This is a genomic window from Mycobacterium sp. UM_11 (assembly GCF_001414075.1).
In the GTDB taxonomy this organism is placed as follows: Bacteria; Actinomycetota; Actinomycetes; order Mycobacteriales; family Mycobacteriaceae; genus Mycobacterium.
This window is the reverse complement of the sequence record NZ_LATC01000057.1, coordinates 15,794-33,135: the sequence shown is the minus strand read 5'-3', so window position 1 is coordinate 33,135 and position 17,342 is coordinate 15,794. Positions and strand designations below refer to the sequence as shown.

The following is a 17,342-nucleotide window of genomic DNA, read 5'->3' as shown; positions in this document are numbered from 1 at the left end:
ATGTGTATAAGAGACAGGTTCCCGCTCGGACTCGGCGTCCTCGGCCACGATCTTGGTGACGTCCGCGACCATCTGCTGGAAGAACTGCCACGCGGCCCGCGCGTCGGGGGCCACCTGAGCGGACGAATCGGAGTCTTGAGACATCGTCTCATGCTAAGACTATGTCTTACGCTTTAGGGGTCGATTCGCGGAAAAGGGTGGGGAATGGCTGTCACGACGTCGTTGGCCGAGCGGAAGCGCACGGCGATGCGCCAGCGCATCGCCGCCGCCGCCGCTGCGCTGGTCGCCGAGCGCGGGCTGGCCGGCACGACGGTGGAGCGCATCGCCGATGCGGCCGACATCGGGCGGGCGACCTTCTTCCGCTATTTCAATTCCAAGGAAGACGCCGTCGCCGAGGGCATGACCGTCCACTGGCTCAACCGCATCACCGCCGCCCTGGCCGCCCAGCCCAAAGACCTGAGCGCCACCGACGCGGTCGTCGGCGCGTTCGGGGAGCTGGCCGGCGGGTTCGCCGACATCGAGGACCAGATTCGCGAATTAGCCACCCTGACAAGGTCTTCCGAGACATTGGACGCGTGGACACTGCACATCTATGTGCGCTACGAGCTGGCGATCGCCGAGCTCATCGCGCCGCGGTTGCCGCGACTGGCGCCGCAGGACCCCAGGCCGCGCCTGATCGGTGCGCTGGCCATGGCGACCGTGCGCATCGCCCTCGACGATTGGCTGAGCCACGGGGGATCCCTGCCGGATCGCGTGAGCAAGGGCCTGGCCGCCGTGACGATCGGACAGCCGCGGCAGTAGCGGTATTGGGGACCAATGTCCCTGTCGTGATGCCCGTCGCGCCGGTAACTTCCTGTGTGCCTTGGTGATTCGAGCATTTAGCGTTACGCCGACGTTAACACTGTGTGGCCGTCAAGCCACAGAATGGGGAGCTCCCGTGTCTGGTCAGCGTGTGGTCGGCCAATCGATCCCCAGCACCCGGGAATCTGCCGACACCGATGTCAAGCGGCGGCTGGCGGGGTTGCTCGAGCAGATCGACGGCCTGCTGACCAGCCTGCGGGACGCGGAGCGTTCCTGGGCGGCGTGGCTTCCGGCCATTGCACCGGAACACCGGGCGAGCGCACGAAACCTCGTGCATTACTGGGCGATTCGCCAGTTCGACCTACGCGAATTGCAGGCGAGTCTGGCGGACTTCGGCCTGTCGTCGTTGGGTCGCAGCGAAGCGCACGTCCAGGCCACACTCGCCGCGGTCCGTGCCGCCGTCGCCGCCATCGCGGACGGGAACTGGCAGCCGCCGCCACCGTCGGCGGTGCCGATCGAGCAGGGGCAGACGATGTTGCGGCAACGCACGGTGGAGTTGCTTGGGCCGCGGCCGGCGCATCGCATGACGCGCATCATGGTCACGCTGCCGTCGCAGGCCGCGACCGACGCGGAGTTGGTGCGCGAGTTGGTGCGACGGGGGATGAACATCGCGCGCATCAACTGCGCCCACGACGACGTGCGGGCCTGGCGGGCCATGGCCCGCCATGTCCGGGACGCGGCCTCCAGCGCCGGCACGACCTGCTTGGTGGCGATGGATTTGGCGGGGCCCAAGCTGCGGACCGGGCCACTGCAGCCGGGTCCTCGCGTGCTGAAGCTGCGTCCGCGCCGGGATGATCTCGGCCGGGTCGTCGCGCCGGCACGGGCGTGGCTGACGTCGACCGAGGCGCCGGCGCACCCACCCGAACCCGGGATGGCGGTGGTTACGGTGCCGGCGCCGTGGCTGGCCAGCCGCGGGGCGGGCGACGTGCTGGCGCTGCGGGACGCCCGTGGATCCCGGCGGCGACTCGTTCTGGAGGCTGCCCCGGGTGGATTCGTGGTCGCCACCAGGCGGACGACCTACCTGGTGAGCGGGACGGTGCTGCGCGCCGAAAACACCGACGACGCAACGGAAGTGGGCCCGCTTCCGGAGAAGGAGCGCAGCCTGTCGGTCCGCGCCGGAGACCTGCTGGAATTGACCCGCGACTGTTCACCGGCGCCGACCGGTGGCCAACCCCGGATCGGATGCACGTTGGCGGAGGCGTTCGTCCATGCCCGGCCGGGTGACGCCGTCCACTTCGACGACGGCAAGATCGGCGGCCGGGTGGTGTCGGTCGCCCGCGAGGCGCTCACCGTGCGTATCGACCGTCCGGAGCAGGGGGAGGCCCGCCTCAAGGCGGGGAAGGGCATCAACATGCCCGACACCGATCTGCCGATATCGGCGCTCACGGACCGCGATGTCGCCGACCTCGCCGCCGTGGTGGAACTGGCGGATCTGGTGGAGATGTCGTTCGTTCGCAATCCGGCCGATGTCGAGCGGTTGCTCGACGAACTCGATCGGCTCGACGGGCACCGGTTGGGCGTCGTGCTCAAGATCGAAACCCGGCGCGCGTTCGAAGACCTGCCGCAGCTGTTGCTCACCGCGATGCGCCGGCCCCGGGTCGGGGTGATGATCGCTCGGGGGGATCTGGCGGTGGAGTGCGGTTACGAGCGGATGGCCGAGTTGCAGGAGGAGATCCTGTGGCTGTGCGAGGCCGCACACCTGCCGGTGATCTGGGCGACGCAGGTTCTCGAACAACTCGCCAAGACCGGCCTGCCCTCGCGCGCCGAGATCAGCGACGCGGCGATGAGCGAACGGGCCGAGTGCGTGATGCTGAACAAGGGCCCCTTCCTCGACGAGGCTGTCACCGTGCTGGACAACATCATGCGGCGCATGGCGGACCACTATTACAAGAAGAACGCGTTGCTGCGCCCATTGCGGTCCTGGTCAGCCTCGGCGGCCCAGGGCGTCGACGATGAACCTGGTCGTGAGCTCGGCTCGGCGTCGTGAATACCCTTGCGGGTCAGACAGGATCGGATAGACGACACCCCCGACGATCGCGTCCGCGGCCGACTCGGCCATGTTGCCGTCGATGCCGTCGGCGAGGATCCGGGCCCGGACGCTCTCGTACAGGGGCTCGCTGAACCCGGCGCGCAGTTTGACGGCGGTGTCCTCGTGTTCCATGCCCGCGACGGTCAGGATGCGTAGCATCGCCGCGCCGCGGGCCGTCGTCAGAGTTCTGGCGAGCTTTCGCACCCAGCCGACCAAGTCGGCGGCCAGGTCGTCGGTGTGATTGACCGATGCGAGCAGCCTGTCGGCATCCTCGAGCATCACGTCGGCAACCAGCGCCGGGCGGCTGGGCCACCAGCGGTAGATGGTCTGCTTGCCCACACCGGCCCGGGCGGCGACGGCCTCGATGCTCAGGCCGTCGAATCCGCGTTCGAGAAGGAGCTCGCGGGTGGCGGTGACGATCGCCGTGCGCGACTTCTCGCTGCGACGCCTCGGCGGGGTCGTCTGGGTGAGATCGCTTGGCATTGGGTGATCCTCGCTGCTGCGGTGGCCCGCTTTACATATCCTGACTGGCCCCGGTAGTCTGCCACAAGACGAGACGGTCCGTCTTGTAAGGGCATTCTAGCCGGAAGGGTAGCAGTCGGTGCGGCCAACTTCAGTCACCACTCGGCCGTCGTCGTGACCCTGGGATTGAGCCCGGAGCAACAGGAGCTCAGCGATGCGGTCGGACAGTTCGCCGGCCGGCATGCCCCCATCGCCGCCACGCGAGACAGTTTCGATGATCTTGCGGCGGGCCGGCGCCCGGAATGGTGGGATGCCCTCGTCGGCAACGGTTTTCACGCCGTGCACGTGCCCGAGAACCTGGGCGGGCAGGGCGGCCGGCTGATCGACGCCGCCTGCGTCCTGGAGGCGGCGGGCAAGGCGCTACTGCCCGGGCCGCTCCTGCCGACGGTCGCCGCGGGGGCCGTCGCCTTGCTGGCCGATACGACACCCGCCGCCGAGGCACTGGTGCGGGGCCTGGCCGCGGGCGCGATCGCCGCCGTCGTGCTGCCCGACGACGGCGACTTCCGCGCGCGCGCCGAGGGCGGAGGATGGTCGGTCACCGGCGCGTCGGAGGTCACCGCCGGCGTGTGCGCCGCGCAGACGGTCCTGGTCGCCGCCCGTGGGGACGACGAAGGCGTGGTCTGGGTGGCCGTCGACGCTGAAAAGCCGACGGTGACAGCGGAACCCGTGAACGGGACGGACCTCGTCGCCGACGCCGGGGTGTTGCGGCTCGACGACTACCGCGCGGCGGGCTCCGAGGTGCTCACCGGCATCGATCCCGACCGCGCTCGGTGCGTGACGTTGGGGCTCCTGGCCAGCGCGTTGAGCGGCATCGTGCAGTGGTGCGTGGAAGCGGCCACCGCGCACCTGCGGAGCCGAGAACAGTTCGGCAAGGTGATCGGCACCTTCCAGGCGTTGCAGCACAACGCCGCGATGTTGCTGGTCAGCAGCGAACTGGCCACGGCGGCAGCCTGGGACGCAATCCGCGCCGTCGACGAACCGATCGACCAGCACCGCATGGCCGCCGCCGGGGCGGCGGTGATGGCGATCGCACCCGTGCCAGATCTGGTGCTCGACGCGCTGACCATGTTCGGGGCCATCGGATTCACCTGGGAGCACGATCTGCATCTCTACTGGCGTCGGGCGATCAGCCTCGCGGCGTCGATCGGGCCGGCGAATCGCTGGGCCCGGCGCCTCGGTCAGCTGACCTGCACGCAGCAGCGCGACATGTCGGTCGACCTCGGGGACGCGGAAGCGCACTTCCGTTCCTGGGTTGCCGAGACCCTTGACGCCGCAATGCAGTTGGCCAACGACATACCGGCACCGCACGGCGACTACCCGGACCAGGCCTCCGGGCCCCAGCGCACGTTGCTGGCCGATGCCGGGCTGATCGCGCCGCACTGGCCGGCGCCGTGGGGCGTCGATGCGGGTCCCCTCAAGCAGCTCATCATCGACGAAGAGTTCGCCAAGCGACCCGCGCTGGTCCGGCCGTCGCTGAACATCGCCGAGTGGATCCTGCCTTCGGTGCTGGCCGCCGCACCAAAAGACCTGCAGGAAAAGCTGATTCCGCCGACCCAACGCGGCGAGATTCATTGGTGCCAGCTGTTCAGTGAGCCGGGCGCCGGCTCCGACCTCGCGTCGCTGGCCACCCGGGCAACCAAGGTCGACGGCGGTTGGCGGATCAACGGCCATAAGATCTGGACGTCGCTGGCCCAGTACGCCGACCTTGGCGCCCTGCTGGCGCGCACCGACCCCGAAGCCGGCAAGCACCGTGGCATCGGTTACTTCATCCTGGATATGGCCTCGCCCGGCATCGAAGTCCAGCCGATCAAAACGGCCACCGGGCAGGCGCACTTCAACGAGGTGTTCCTCAACGACGTCTTCGTCCCCGACGAGATGTTGCTGGGCGCACCCAGCGACGGCTGGAACCTCGCGATCGCCACGATGGCCGAAGAGCGTTCGGCCATCAGCGGTTACGTCAAGTTCGACCGGGCGGCGGCCCTGCGCCGGCTCGCGGCGGAACCGGGGCCGGACCGCGACGACGCGCTGCGCGCACTCGGTGAACTCGACGCCTACGCCAACGCGATCAAGGCGCTGGGGGTGCGCGAAACCATCCGGTTGCTCGACGGCCAGGCATCCGGCCCGGCGTCGAGCATCGCCAAGGTGGCCATGAACGTGCTGCTGCGCAGGACGTTCGAGGCCACCCTGGGCTTGACCGGGCGCACCGCGATGGTCGCCGACTCCGACCCGGACATCGTCGAGCGGTACCTGCACCTGCCCGCCGAGCTGATCGGCGGAGGAACCCGGGAGATTCAGCTGAACATCATCGCGCAGATGATCCTCGGACTACCCCGAAAGTAGGACGGCCCATGGGATTACGCGGAGAGGCCGCGATCGTCGGATACGTCGAACTGCCGCCCGAACGGCTCAACAAGGCCACGCCCGCGCCGTTCGCCATCGAGCAATGGGCGCAACTCTCCGCGGCCGCCCTCGCCGATGCCGGGTTGCCCGGTGACGTCGTCGACGGCATCGTGGCGTCGCACCTGGCGGAGTCGGAGATCTTCGTGCCGTCGACCATCGCCGAATACCTCGGCGTCGGGGCGCGATTCGCCGAACACGTGGACCTCGGCGGAGCCAGCGCCGCCGCCATGGTGTGGCGGGCGGCCGCGGCGATCGAGCTGGGCATCTGTGACGCCGTGTTGTGCGCGCTGCCGGCGCGCTACATCACCCCCTCGTCGAAGAAGAAGCCCCGGCCGATGGTGGACGCGATGTTCTTCGGTTCGTCGAGCAACCAATACGGCTCTCCCCAGGCCGAATTCGAGATCCCCTACGGCAACCTCGGCCAGAACGGGCCCTATGGGCAGGTCGCCCAGCGCTACGCGGCCGTGTACGGGTACGACGAGCGGGCGATGGCCAAGATCGTCGTCGATCAGCGGGTCAACGCCAACCACACCGAGGGCGCGATCTGGAAGGACAAGCCGCTCACCGTCGACGACGTCCTGGCCAGCCCGGTGATCGCCGACCCGCTGCACATGCTGGAGATCGTCATGCCCTGCGTCGGGGGCGCCGCGGTCGTCGTCGCCAACGCCGATCTGGCCAGCCGCGCGCGTCACCGACCGGTGTGGATCAAGGGATTCGGCGAGCACGTGCCGTTCAAGACCCCGACGTACGCCAAGGACCTGCTGCACACGCCGATCGCTGAGGCCGCCGACACCGCGTTCGCCATGACGGAGCTGAGCCGCGAGCAGATGGACATGGTGTCGATCTACGACTGCTACACCATCACCGTGCTGCTGTCGCTGGAGGACGCGGGCTTCTGCGAGAAGGGCAAGGGCATGGAGTTCGTCGCCAGCCACGACACGACCTTCCGCGGTGATTTCCCGCTCAACACGGCCGGGGGACAACTCGGCTTCGGGCAAGCCGGCCTGGCCGGCGGCATGCACCACGTCTGCGACGCCACGCGCCAGATCATGGGCCGCGCGGGTGCGGCCCAGGTCGCCGACTGCCACCGCGCCTTCGTGTCCGGTAACGGGGGCATCCTGTCGGAGCAAACCACGCTGATCCTCGAGGGGGACTGATCGACATGGCCACTCTCGAGCGCCCGATGCCCGTCAAAACCCCCACCAGCGCGCCGTTTTGGGATGCGCTGGCGCAGCATCGCATCGTCATCCAGTACTCGCCCTCGCTGGGCAGTTATGTGTTCTACCCGCGGGTGCGCGCGCCGGGCACGCTCGCCGACGACCTCGAGTGGCGGGAGATCTCCGGCATGGGAACGTTGTACTCATACACCGTGGCACGCAGGCCGGTCAGTCCGCACTTCGCCGACGCCGTCCCGCAGCTGCTGGCCATTGTCGAATGGGACGAGGGGCCCAGGTTTTCCACCGAGATGGTCGACGTCGACCCCGCCGACCTGCGGGTGGGGATGCGGGTCAGGCCGGTGTTCTTCGACTACCCGGAGCATGACGTCACGATGCTGCGGTATGCGCCCGCCGACTGAGGGCGCCACTGATGAGGGACTATTAGTCTAATCGCTATCTCGGTGAGGAGCGCGGCATGCACAAGGACGACTTGATCCTGATCAGCGTGGACGACCACATCGCAGAGCCCGCCGACATGTTCGACGCGCACCTCCCCGCGAAATACAAGGACCGCGCACCGCGGGTGGTCCTGGAACCCGACGGCGTGCAGCAGTGGTACTACGGCGAGGTCCGCGGGCGCAACATGGGCCTGAACGCCGTGGCGGGCAAGCCGCGGGAGATGTACAACATCGACGCCTCGCGCTACGACGAGATGCGGCCGGGTTGCTTCAACGTGGACGAGCGGGTCCGGGACATGAATGCGGGCGGTCAATTGGCGGGCCTCAATTTCCCGAACTTCACCGGCTTCTCCGGCCAGGTCCTCAACCAGGGTCCCGACCGCGAGGTCAACCTGGTGATGATCAAGGCCTACAACGACTGGCACATCGACGAGTGGTGCGCCGCCTACCCCGGCCGATTCATCCCCTGTGGCATCCTGCCGCTGTTCGACGTGGCCGAGGCGGCCAAGGAGGTCAAGCGGCTCGCGGACAAGGGCTGTCACGCGGTGACGTTCTCGGAGAACCCAGAGGCGTTGCAGATGCCCAGCATTCACACCAAGTACTGGTACCCGCTGTTCGAGGCGGTCTGCGAGCACAAGACGGTGCTGTGCACGCACGTCGGCTCCGCGTCGCGTTCCCCCCAGGTGTCGACGGACGCCCCGCCCAGCGTGCAGATGACGGCGTCGTCGATGATGAGCATGTTCACGTTCACCGAGTTGATCTGGGCCGAGTTCTGGGCGGACTTCCCGCAGCTGAAGTTCTCCCTCACCGAGGGCGACGTCGGCTGGATGCCGTACTTCCTCTGGCGCGCCGAGCACGTCTTCAACCGCCACTCGGGCTGGACGCTGGCCAAGTTCCCGCCCGGCTACAGCGGGCCGGCCGACGTGTTCAAGCGGCACTTCTACACGTGCTTCATCAGCGACAAGGTCGGCGTGCGCAACATGGACTGGTTCAACGAGGACATGCTGTGCTGGGAGTCCGACTTTCCCCATTCCGACAGCAACTGGCCGTTCGCCCCGGAAGACGTCATCGAGACCATGGGGCATCTCGACGATTCGGTGATCGACAAGATCACGCACGAAAACGCCATGGCCGCCTACTCATTCGACCCGTTCCGGCACATCCCGAAGGAGCACGCTCGCGCCGGTCAGTTGCGGGCCCAGGCTACCGACGTCGACGTGGTCACGCACGTCGGCCGCCGCGCCAGCCAGCGTGATCGCGACGCCTGGACCCGGATGACGCAGTTCGCCCTGCAGGCGCAGGTCACGGCCGAGGCTCCCGGCATTTCGGGGCGCGCCACCACGCTGGGCAACTGAACGTGACACCCCAGGCACCGTTCGCCGACTGGCGCGTGGTGGAGGTGTCCAACGGCATCGCGGTGTCCTACTGCGGCAAGATGTTCGCCGACGCCGGCGCCGACGTGGTGAAAATCGAATCGCCGCAGGGGGATTCGCTGCGTCGGCGGTCCGCGGGTGGGCCGCCCGGGGCCCTGTTCGGCTATCTGGCCGCCGGGAAGAGGTCGGTCACCAACGGCGACCCGGCGGAGGTCGCGACGCTGCTGGCCGGTGCCGACATCGTGCTGACCGACCTGACCGACGGGTGGACACTCGACGAAATCACGGCCCACACCGGCCCGTCGGCCGTGGTGGTCGCCGTGACCCCATTCGGCACAACCGGCTCGTACGTCGACGACCGCGTCGCGGCGAACGAGTTCATCCTGCAGGCGTTGTGCGGCTCGACCGCCGGGCGCGGCTGGCCGGAGGACGAACCGGTGCAGGCCGGCGGTGAGCTGGGTGAGTGGCTGGCCGGCACGTTCGCGGCCGCGGTCGCCGCCGCGACCGCCCGGCACGCCGCGCGGGGCGGACGCGGGGAGATCGTCGACGTCTCGACCTATGAGGCCATGGTGATCGCGATGGGCGGCCTGTCGGCCATGTCGGCCAGCGTGCTGGGCGCGGATTCGCGACTGGGGCAGCGCAGTCTGGAGCTGCCGTCGATCGTTCCCACCGCCGACGGCCTGGTCGGCTTCTGCACCATCACCGCCCAGCAGTTTCAGGACTTCCTGGTGCTGATCGACCGCGCCGATCTGCTCGACGACGCCGACCTGGCCTCGTTCGACGGGCGCGTCGCCCGCCGCGACGAGTTCCTCGGCATGGTCACGCAGTGGACCCAGTCCCGCACCACGCAGGAGATCGTCGACCTCGCGGTCGCATTCCGAATCCCGGTGGCCCCCATCGCGACGCCCGAGATGCTGCCCCAGGTCGACCATTTCGTGGAACGCGGCGTGTTCGTCGAATCCGAAGCCGGGATCCTTGCGCCGCGGGTGCCCTACCGCAGCGACGCGATGATCACCAGGCCGCCCGGGCGGCCGCCTCGACTCGGCGCCGACAACGGCCGAATCCACTGGCCGTCAAGGCCCGCGCGGCCCGCGGGTTCCGCCACCGACGCCCTGCCGCTGGCCGATACCCGGATAACCGATTTCACCGCCTTCTGGGCGGGGCCGGTTGCGACGCAACTGCTGGGCGCGCTGGGTGCCGACGTGATCAAAGTCGAGGGCGTCCGCCGCCCCGACGGCATGAGGTTTTCCGCGGGCCGCCCATCCAGCTGGGATCAGTGGTGGGAGTGGGGCCCGGTCTTCTTGTGCAGCAACAACAACAAGCGCGGCGTCAGCGTCGAACTGAGCACCGACGCGGGCCGCGCCCTCGCCCTCGAACTCATCGCCGCCAGCGATCTGGTCGTCGAGAACTTCTCACCGCGGGTGATGACGAACTTCGGCCTGGGCTGGGATGCCGTGCGCGCGGCCAACCCCCGCGCGATCATGGTGCGAATGCCCGCCTTCGGCCTCGACGGTCCGTGGCGCGACCGCGTGGGTTTCGCCCAGACGATGGAACAGGCGACCGGCATGGCGTGGATGACCGGACACGCCGACGGCCCCCCGGTCATCCCTCGCGGGGTGTGCGACCCGATCGCCGGCCTGCACGCGGCCTTCGCCGCCGTGGCCGCGCTGGTCATCCGCGACCGCGACGGCACCGGAATGCACGTCGAATCCACCATGGTCGAAGCGGCGCTGAACGTGGCCGCCGAGATGCTGGTGGAGTACTCGCGCGACGGAATCGAGATGCGCCGCAACGGGAATCGCGGGCCCGGTGCCCGGCCGCAGGGGGTCTATCGCTGCCACGGTGATGACGAGTGGGTCGCGCTTGCCGCGACGGACGACGCCGCGCGCGCGGGCCTGGCCGGGTTGCTGGGCCGGCGGGATCTCCGCACCAGCGACTGGCACGAGCAACCGGATGAACTCGACAAGCTGATCTCTGACTGGGCGGCCCGGCGCTCGGTGGCCGAGGCCGTCGGCGCGCTGCGCACCGCAGGAGTGGCCGCCGCGCGGGTCACGGCGGCCCCCGAGCTGCTTCGGGACCCGCACCTGCAGGCGCGCGGATTCTGGGAGACCGTCCATCACCCCGTAGCCGGTGAGTTCCTCTGCACCGGAATGCCATTCACGTTCCTCGGCAAACCGCGCCGCTGGATTCGCCGGCCCTCGCCGCTGTATGGCCAGCACACCGCAGAGGTCCTGACCGACCTGCTGGGGCGCACCGACAACGACCTGTCCGCGCTGCGGGAATCGGGGACCATCAGCACCCGGCCGGCAGGCCTGTGACATGGCGGTAACCCTGTGCGTGCCGCCCCGTCCCGGCGAATTGTGCGCGCCGGTACGGTTTTTGGTCCGCCGAGAGTCGGTGGTGATGGAGTTGACCGCCCGGCACCGGATCACCAGCGTCGAGTGGGACGAGCACGAGCGAGCGGTGGCAATGGTCGTCGAGATCACCGACCCGCAGACGGCGCGGCCCGTGGATGTGCGGATCGACATCGTGGAAACGGCGACGGACCGGGCCGCGGCGGCCGAGGGTGCTCGGACCACGACGATCGGAACCATCTCCCGCGACGGGCGACGATACGACGTCGTCGGCACGTATCTCGGTGTCGTGGCGGACGAAAACTAAAGCGAGGACCGAAGTGGCAACCACGAGACGCACGGCGGCGATCGTCGGGGTGCACAACACCCGGCAGGGCCGACGCCTGGACGGCGAGACCTCACGCAGCCTGGCGCTGGCGGCCATCCGCGGTGCGCTCGACAATGCGGGCCTGCGCCTCGAGGACGTGGACGGCATCAGCGCGGGCCCACTGTCCACCGCCCTGATCTACGACCTGCGCCTGGGACCGGCGTGGCAGGGCCTCGCGTTCGGGGTGGGCATGATCACCGAGGCGGCCGCCGCCATCGAGCACGGCATGGCCGATGTGGTGGTGCTTGTCGCCGCCCAGGCCGGGGAGTACCGCGACCACGAGGCGACGGCACCGTGGACCCGGCCCGAGAACGAATTCGTGGCGCCGTGGGGGATGTTCACCGCCGCCGAGTTCGCGCTGATCGCGCGCCGCCACATGCACGTTTACGGCACGACGCGCGAACAACTTTCGATGGTGGCCGCGACCATCCGCAACAACGGATCGCGAAACCCCGAAGCCGTGTACTACGGGCGCGGGCCCTTCACGCCCGACGACATCACCGCCTCCCGGCCGATCGCCGACCCGTTTCATCTCCTCGACTGCGCCACCACCTCCGAGGGCGGGTGCGCGCTGGTCGTGGCAAACGTCGAAAAGACCGACGGCGCAAGCCAACCCGTCTACGTGTTAGGCAGCGGCGCCGACTTCCACGGCCCGTCCTACCAGCACCCGCCGGCGTGGGACCTGGCCGGGCGGCGGGACGGGAACGGCGGGTACGTCAATGGCGTGGTCGGCAGGCGCGCGGCCCAGCGCGCGTTCGCTCACGCCGGCCTGCGGCCCGGCGACGTCGACGTCCTGGAACTCTACGACCCGTTCTCGTTCGAAATCATCCGCCAACTCGAGGCGTTCGGGTTCTGCGGCGACGGCGAGGGCGGACCATTCGTCGCCGACGGGCACATCGCCATCGACGGCAGCCACCCCATCACCACCGACGGAGGAACCATGTCGTTCAGCCATGCGGGCTCCAATCCGCAGATGATGCAGCGGGCCGTCCGGGCCGTCCAGCAGCTGCGCGGCCAGGCCGGCGAACTGCAGGTACCCGATGCGCATATCGCGTTGTGCAGCAACGGGGGAGCCGGGGCCTTGTTCACCACGCTGCTGATCCTGGGGGACGAACCGCTGTGACCGCCGATGCCCTGCGCCCACAAACCGGCCCCGTGCCCCACGCCACCAGCCCGCTCAGCGTCCCCTTCTGGCAGGGCTGCCGGTCGGGAGAGTTGCGATATCAACGCTGCGAGGCCTGCGGCCTGGCGAACTTTCCGCCGACCGAGCACTGCCGCGAATGCCTTTCGGCGCAGGTGCGTTGGGAGCGCGGCGGCGGGTTCGGCGAGATCTACAGCTGGACCGTGGTTCGGCGACCGGTGACGGCGGAATTCGAACCGCCCTACGCGCCGGCGATCGTCACCCTGGACGAGGGCTACCAGATGCTGACCAACGTCGTCGGCGTCCCGCCGGAGGAGTTGCGCATCGGCATGCGCGTCCGGGTGCAGTTCCACCCCGTCGGTCCCGGCGTGACGCTGCCCTACTTCACCGAATCGCCATGAGCCCACGGCGAACCAGCAACGGCCTGCGGGTAACTGCCTACCCGGTGCTGGGTGTGCTGGCCGTCAACGACGAGCAGCTCACCGATCGCCGCTGGGACAGCGCGGGATCCGGTCAAACGGGTGCGACGGTCGAAGGGCCAGATCCGCCGCCCGGTGACCGAGAGCCCGACTCAGGCGCCACGACCGCGTAGGCGGTCCCGCGCGGTTCGCGCTCCCACAACAGCTCGTCTTCGCCGACGGTTGTTCCTTCGGCGATCAGCTGGCGCTTGAGCACCTTGTGCGTGGCGGTGCTGGGCAGGTCGGTGGCGATGCGGACGTAGCGCGGGCGGCCCTTCAGGGACAGGTCGGCCTGGGCGTCGAGAAACGCCTCGAACGCAGCGGGGTCGAGGGTCTGTCCCTCGTTGAGGACAATCGCGGCCATCACCTGGTCGCCCACCCGCTCGTCCGGAACGGCGTACACCGCGACGCGATTGATGGAGCTGTGCCGCAACAGGATTCGTTCGATGGGGGCCGCGGTGAGGTTCTCGCCGTCGACCCGCATCCAGTCCGCGGTGCGGCCCGCCAGGTATATCCAGCCTTCCGCGTCCCGGTAGGCGAGGTCACCGGACCAGTACATGCCGTGGCGCATGCGCTCGGCGTTGGCTTCGGGATCGTTGTAGTAACCGGTGAAGAACCCCGAGCCGGCCGTGTTGACCAACTCGCCCACGGCTTCGTCGGCATTGACCAATGCGCCGTCGGCGTCGAAGCGCGCGACCGCGCACTCGGTGACGGTGTCGCTGTTGTAGATCGCAACCCCGTCGGCACCCTTGCCGATGGAGCCCTTCGGAGTGCCGGGTTCGCGGATCACCATGACGGCGTTCTCCGTGGAGCCGAAGCCGTCCTCGACCTGGACGCCGAAGCGGCGCGCGAACTCCTCGATGTCCTTGTCGTTGGCCTCGTTGCCGAACGCGACCCGCAGGGGATTGTCGGCGTCGTCGTCGCGTTCCGGCGTCGCGAGGATGTAGGCCAGCGGCTTGCCCACGTAGTTCATGTACGTCGCTCCGTAGTGGCGGACATCGCCGAGGAAGCTGCTCGCCGAGAACTTCGCCGGCACGATCGCGGCGCCCGAGACCACCGCGGGCGCCCATCCCGCGACGACGGCGTTGGAGTGGAACAGCGGCATCGACACGTAACAGGTGTCCCGCTCGGACAGCGCGAAGCGCTGCGCCAGGTTGAGCCCGGCGAACGCAGCCATCAGGTGTGATACCTGCACCGCCTTGGGGTTTCCGCTGGTGCCCGACGTGAAGATCATCATGAACGGGTCCATCGCGGTGACCTGCCGGTGCGGGACGAGTTCACCGGCGTCCTTGACGAATTCGGTCCATTCCGGCGTCGAGGTGTCGAGGATGTGTGTCCCGTCGAGGTCGAGGTCGTCGAGCAGGTGGCGGTGTTCGGCGTCGGTCACCAGGAACTGGCAGTGGGCGCGTCGGACGTCGGCCGCGAGCGCCTCGCCGCGCCGCGTGGTGTTAACGCCGCACAGGACATAACCGCCGAGGCCGGCCGCCGCCATCTGGCTGAGCATCTCGGGGTTGTTGCCCAGCAGTGCGCCCACGTGCATGGGCCGGTCCGGGTCGGCGGCCGCTATCAGGGCCGAGGCCCGCGCCGACGCGCCGGCCAGGTACTGACTCCAACTCCACTGCAAACTGCGGTGTTTCACCGCGGTCCGCGGATCGGACAGGCGCTTGCGCAGCAGCGCCTGGATGGTGTCGTCAGTCATCGGTCGGAGTCACCTTTGCTCTGCCTAGCCCTACGAGACGAGACGGTCCGTCTTATCGTAACGGTGGTCTGGCCGGGTCCGAAGCCGGTCCGTCACCGCCTCGCGTTGGGCAACCCGTCATCGCAACTTCTTCCACGATTCCCCATCGAGGCGTGCGTGTACAGCGGACGCATCGGCGTCGAACGGGTCACCATTGGCTCATGCTGTTCGAGTTGCACAGGTCGCTGCTACTGCTCAGGAATCGGGCGCGACACCTCCTCGCCGAACCCCGCAGTCGCGCTCGGCGTGTCCGCCCCTTCGGCCGCCCGCCGCCCGGCTCACCCGGCGGTGAGGAATGAGGCGCCGGCTTGCCTGCGCCGCTGCCCATACATGGCCTGGTCTGCGCGCTCCAGAACGGCGTCGATGGACCGGCCGTCGCCGGATCGGTGCGCCGCGCGTCCGACGGTCAACACGATGGGGATCTCGATCCCGCTCGCGAGGGTGATGCGGGTCCGCTGGATCTCACCGGTGATGCGGTCGGTGAGCGCCGCGAGCCCGCGATCGTCAACGGTGTCGGTGATGATGAGGAATTCGTCGCCGCCCCAGCGGGCAACGAGCCCGTCGTCTTGGACGGCAGCGAGTAACCGGCGGGCGATTTCGACCAGCAGTTCGTCGCCGGCCCGGTGGCCGTGCCGGTCGTTGATGGACTTGAATTTCTCGATGTCGCAGAACAACAGGCCATAGCCGTCATCGGCCGCGTCGAGTTGCTCGAGCCGGCCCCATGCCGCGGAGCGGTTGGCAAGCGACGTGAGTGTGTCGGTGGTGGCCTGGCGAGTAAGCTCGGCCTCTCGCATCCGTTCGGCGGTGACGTCGAGAATTTGAGAGACGAAGCAGCGTGGCTGGTTACGCGGCCCTTGGACGAGCACCACGGTGAGGTCGCACCATAAGATTCGTCCGTCGGCGGCGATGAAGCGCTTGTCCATGCGGTAAGTCCGCCGGCGGCCCGCAAGGCACTCGGCGAGCAACGCCAGGTCCGCATCCAGATCGTCGGGATGCGTGATCTCCTGAAAGGTGAGGCCGGCCAAAGCCTTTCGACCGTAACCGAACATGTTCCTCAGCGCTCGGTTGGTGCGCTGGAACGTGCCGTCCAGGCCGACGACGGCCATGCCGATGGGCGAATGCGTCAACGCCAGCTCGAACCGGCGCTCGCCCAGCACGTCGAAGATGGCCGGGGACTGATCGATCGGTTCGGCGACCGCCGCGCCGTCCGGAAACCCGTGGGTGTGGGACTTGGGTCGGCTCAGGTAGAAACCCTGCGCCCACGGGATGCCGGCCGCCCCCACGGCATCGAGTTCGCCCTGGGTCTCCACCCCCTCGGCGATGACAATCGCGCCGATCTGCGCGGCGAATTCCGCGATGGATTGGGCCAGATGCCGCCGGGCATCGTCGGCGTCGATGTTGCGGGTGATCGAGTGGTCGATCTTGATGAATTCCGGCGCCAGCTCCAGCACGTGCGAGAACGACGAGAAGCCGGCGCCCACGTCGTCGACCGCCACCCGCATGCCGCGCGCCCGGCACGCTTCCAGGACCTCGTCGAGGGCATCGTAGTTTCCGACGGCGTCATGCTCGGTGATCTCCAACACGAGGCGAGATGGGTCGACCGCGGCGAGCAGCTCGGTCCATTCCGTGCGCAGCACCGCCGACGGGGAGATGTTCACTGCGACGAATACATCGTCGGGCAGCTGCGGCACCAGCGACAGCGCACGAGCCACGACCGCGGTCTCCAACTCGATGTCCAAGCCCAGCAGGGCCGCCTCGGCGAAGACGAGATCGGGGCGAAACGGTTCGCACGGGAAGCGCGCGAGCGCTTCGACGCCGAGCGCCTCGCCGGTCGAGACACTGTGCACCGCTTGGAAGACGATCTCGAAGTCCCGCTCGGCGACCATCCGGCGAATGCCATCGTGCTGATCCGTAGGGATTTTCGTCGGCCCCAACGGCATGTCCATCAAAGTGCCGATGAGCTCGGCCATCTTTCTGATGACCCGGAGATCGACGTCAGCCAGTTGCGGCTTCGGCTGCTGGCTGACCGCACCCACGATGCCGGCCGCCGAACCGTCCGGGCCTAGCAACGGAACACCGACGTAGGCGCCCACGCCCCATTCGCGGGTTTTCGGCAGCAGGGAAGCGGTCTTGTCGGCCGATGTGTCCGGGATGACGGCGGGCAGCCGCCCGTCGATGACGCGGACGCTGTACGAATCGGCCAGCGAAACGGTGTCACCGGGCGATAGGCCAAAGGGCCGGGCGTCACCGTCGAATACCTCGAATACCTGCATGCCGCTGCGAAACGACGCGATCCACGCCGTGTCGAGGCCGAGGCGGCGGCGCAACAAGCCCAGGAGCGTGGTGACCAACTCCACCGAATCTCCCGGCTCGCGGGCCGTGCCGTTTGCGCCCGGCTCCTCGGCGCCCATAGCGAACGATGGTAACCAGGCATGCTGACCGGGGGCCGGGAATCGGGCGGATTTGCCAGCCGATTGGCAGAAC

General features: G+C 68.6%; 13 protein-coding genes and 1 pseudogene. 11 read left to right on the top strand and 3 right to left on the bottom strand.

Going from position 1 to position 17,342, the window contains the following annotated elements; all coding sequences use genetic code 11:
• Window positions 1–204: 204 nt before the first annotated feature.
• Both WU80_RS15455 and WU80_RS15450 read left to right on the top strand, forming a co-directional pair.
• Complete coding sequence (locus WU80_RS15455) at window positions 205–801, top strand: TetR family transcriptional regulator (RefSeq protein WP_055403553.1); 597 nt, start codon at window positions 205–207, stop codon at window positions 799–801.
• A 136-nt stretch (window positions 802–937) separates the two neighbouring features.
• Complete coding sequence (locus tag WU80_RS15450; protein ID WP_369808538.1) at window positions 938–2,848, top strand: pyruvate kinase; 1,911 nt, start codon at window positions 938–940, stop codon at window positions 2,846–2,848.
• Here the strand turns inward: WU80_RS15450 and WU80_RS15445 are convergent.
• Window positions 2,786–3,373, bottom strand: coding sequence for a TetR/AcrR family transcriptional regulator (locus WU80_RS15445; protein WP_055403554.1), 588 nt, complete (start codon window positions 3,371–3,373; stop codon window positions 2,786–2,788). The two genes, WU80_RS15450 and WU80_RS15445, sit on opposite strands and share 63 nt — an antisense overlap.
• A gap of 153 nt (window positions 3,374–3,526) precedes the next feature.
• Between WU80_RS15445 and WU80_RS15440 the strand changes: the two genes are divergently transcribed.
• From WU80_RS15440 to WU80_RS26405, 9 genes and pseudogenes are all read left to right on the top strand, one after another.
• Window positions 3,527–5,752 carry an acyl-CoA dehydrogenase gene (locus WU80_RS15440; protein ID WP_055403555.1) on the top strand — a complete coding sequence of 742 codons (2,226 nt, stop codon included), beginning with the start codon at window positions 3,527–3,529 and terminating at the stop codon, window positions 5,750–5,752.
• Between the two features lie 8 nt (window positions 5,753–5,760).
• Entirely contained in the window at window positions 5,761–6,969 is a 1,209-nt protein-coding gene (locus WU80_RS15435; RefSeq protein WP_055403556.1) for a thiolase family protein, read from the top strand.
• Window positions 6,970–6,974: 5 nt separating this feature from the next.
• Complete coding sequence (locus WU80_RS15430; protein ID WP_055403557.1) at window positions 6,975–7,388, top strand: Zn-ribbon domain-containing OB-fold protein; 414 nt, start codon at window positions 6,975–6,977, stop codon at window positions 7,386–7,388.
• 56 nt (window positions 7,389–7,444) lie between these two features.
• The gene (locus WU80_RS15425; RefSeq protein ID WP_055403558.1) at window positions 7,445–8,782 is read left to right on the top strand and encodes an amidohydrolase family protein; all 1,338 of its coding nucleotides are present in this window, start codon (window positions 7,445–7,447) and stop codon (window positions 8,780–8,782) included.
• Window positions 8,783–8,784: 2 nt separating this feature from the next.
• A complete protein-coding gene (locus WU80_RS15420; RefSeq protein WP_055403559.1) occupies window positions 8,785–11,118 on the top strand; it encodes a CoA transferase in 2,334 nt (777 codons plus the stop codon).
• Window position 11,119: 1 nt separating this feature from the next.
• Window positions 11,120–11,461: a hypothetical protein gene (locus WU80_RS15415; RefSeq protein WP_055403560.1), complete on the top strand. Its 342-nt coding sequence runs from the start codon at window positions 11,120–11,122 to the stop codon at window positions 11,459–11,461.
• A gap of 13 nt (window positions 11,462–11,474) precedes the next feature.
• On the top strand, window positions 11,475–12,644 hold the full coding sequence (locus WU80_RS15410) for a thiolase family protein (RefSeq protein ID WP_055403561.1): 1,170 nt from the start codon (window positions 11,475–11,477) through the stop codon (window positions 12,642–12,644).
• Complete coding sequence (locus WU80_RS15405; protein WP_055403562.1) at window positions 12,641–13,063, top strand: Zn-ribbon domain-containing OB-fold protein; 423 nt, start codon at window positions 12,641–12,643, stop codon at window positions 13,061–13,063. Before WU80_RS15410 ends, WU80_RS15405 begins: the two co-directional genes overlap by 4 nt.
• A pseudogene (locus tag WU80_RS26405) lies at window positions 13,060–13,146 on the top strand (MarR family transcriptional regulator); the annotation flags it as partial. The gene WU80_RS15405 and the pseudogene WU80_RS26405, both read left to right, overlap by 4 nt.
• A 29-nt stretch (window positions 13,147–13,175) precedes the next feature.
• On the opposite strand, the gene fadD1 reads toward WU80_RS26405, so the two are convergent.
• Window positions 13,176–14,819 (bottom strand): fatty-acid--CoA ligase FadD1, encoded by a 1,644-nt coding sequence (gene fadD1, locus WU80_RS15400; protein ID WP_055403563.1) that lies wholly within the window; start codon window positions 14,817–14,819, stop codon window positions 13,176–13,178.
• Between the two features lie 317 nt (window positions 14,820–15,136).
• Window positions 15,137–17,269 carry an EAL domain-containing protein gene (locus WU80_RS15395; protein ID WP_055403564.1) on the bottom strand — a complete coding sequence of 711 codons (2,133 nt, stop codon included), beginning with the start codon at window positions 17,267–17,269 and terminating at the stop codon, window positions 15,137–15,139.
• Window positions 17,270–17,342 lie beyond the last annotated feature (73 nt).

Excerpts from the sequence above, each read along its gene's own strand:
- WU80_RS15455 (WP_055403553.1), top strand. The coding sequence starts at position 205 with ATGGCTGTCACGACGTCGTTGGCCGAGCGGAAGCGCACGGCGATGCGC.
- WU80_RS15445 (WP_055403554.1), bottom strand. The coding sequence starts at position 3,373 with ATGCCAAGCGATCTCACCCAGACGACCCCGCCGAGGCGTCGCAGCGAG.
- WU80_RS15435 (WP_055403556.1), top strand. The coding sequence starts at position 5,761 with ATGGGATTACGCGGAGAGGCCGCGATCGTCGGATACGTCGAACTGCCG.
- WU80_RS15430 (WP_055403557.1), top strand. The coding sequence starts at position 6,975 with ATGGCCACTCTCGAGCGCCCGATGCCCGTCAAAACCCCCACCAGCGCG.
- WU80_RS15425 (WP_055403558.1), top strand. The coding sequence starts at position 7,445 with ATGCACAAGGACGACTTGATCCTGATCAGCGTGGACGACCACATCGCA.
- WU80_RS15415 (WP_055403560.1), top strand. The coding sequence starts at position 11,120 with ATGGCGGTAACCCTGTGCGTGCCGCCCCGTCCCGGCGAATTGTGCGCG.
- fadD1 (WP_055403563.1), bottom strand. The coding sequence starts at position 14,819 with ATGACTGACGACACCATCCAGGCGCTGCTGCGCAAGCGCCTGTCCGAT.
- WU80_RS15395 (WP_055403564.1), bottom strand. The coding sequence starts at position 17,269 with ATGGGCGCCGAGGAGCCGGGCGCAAACGGCACGGCCCGCGAGCCGGGA.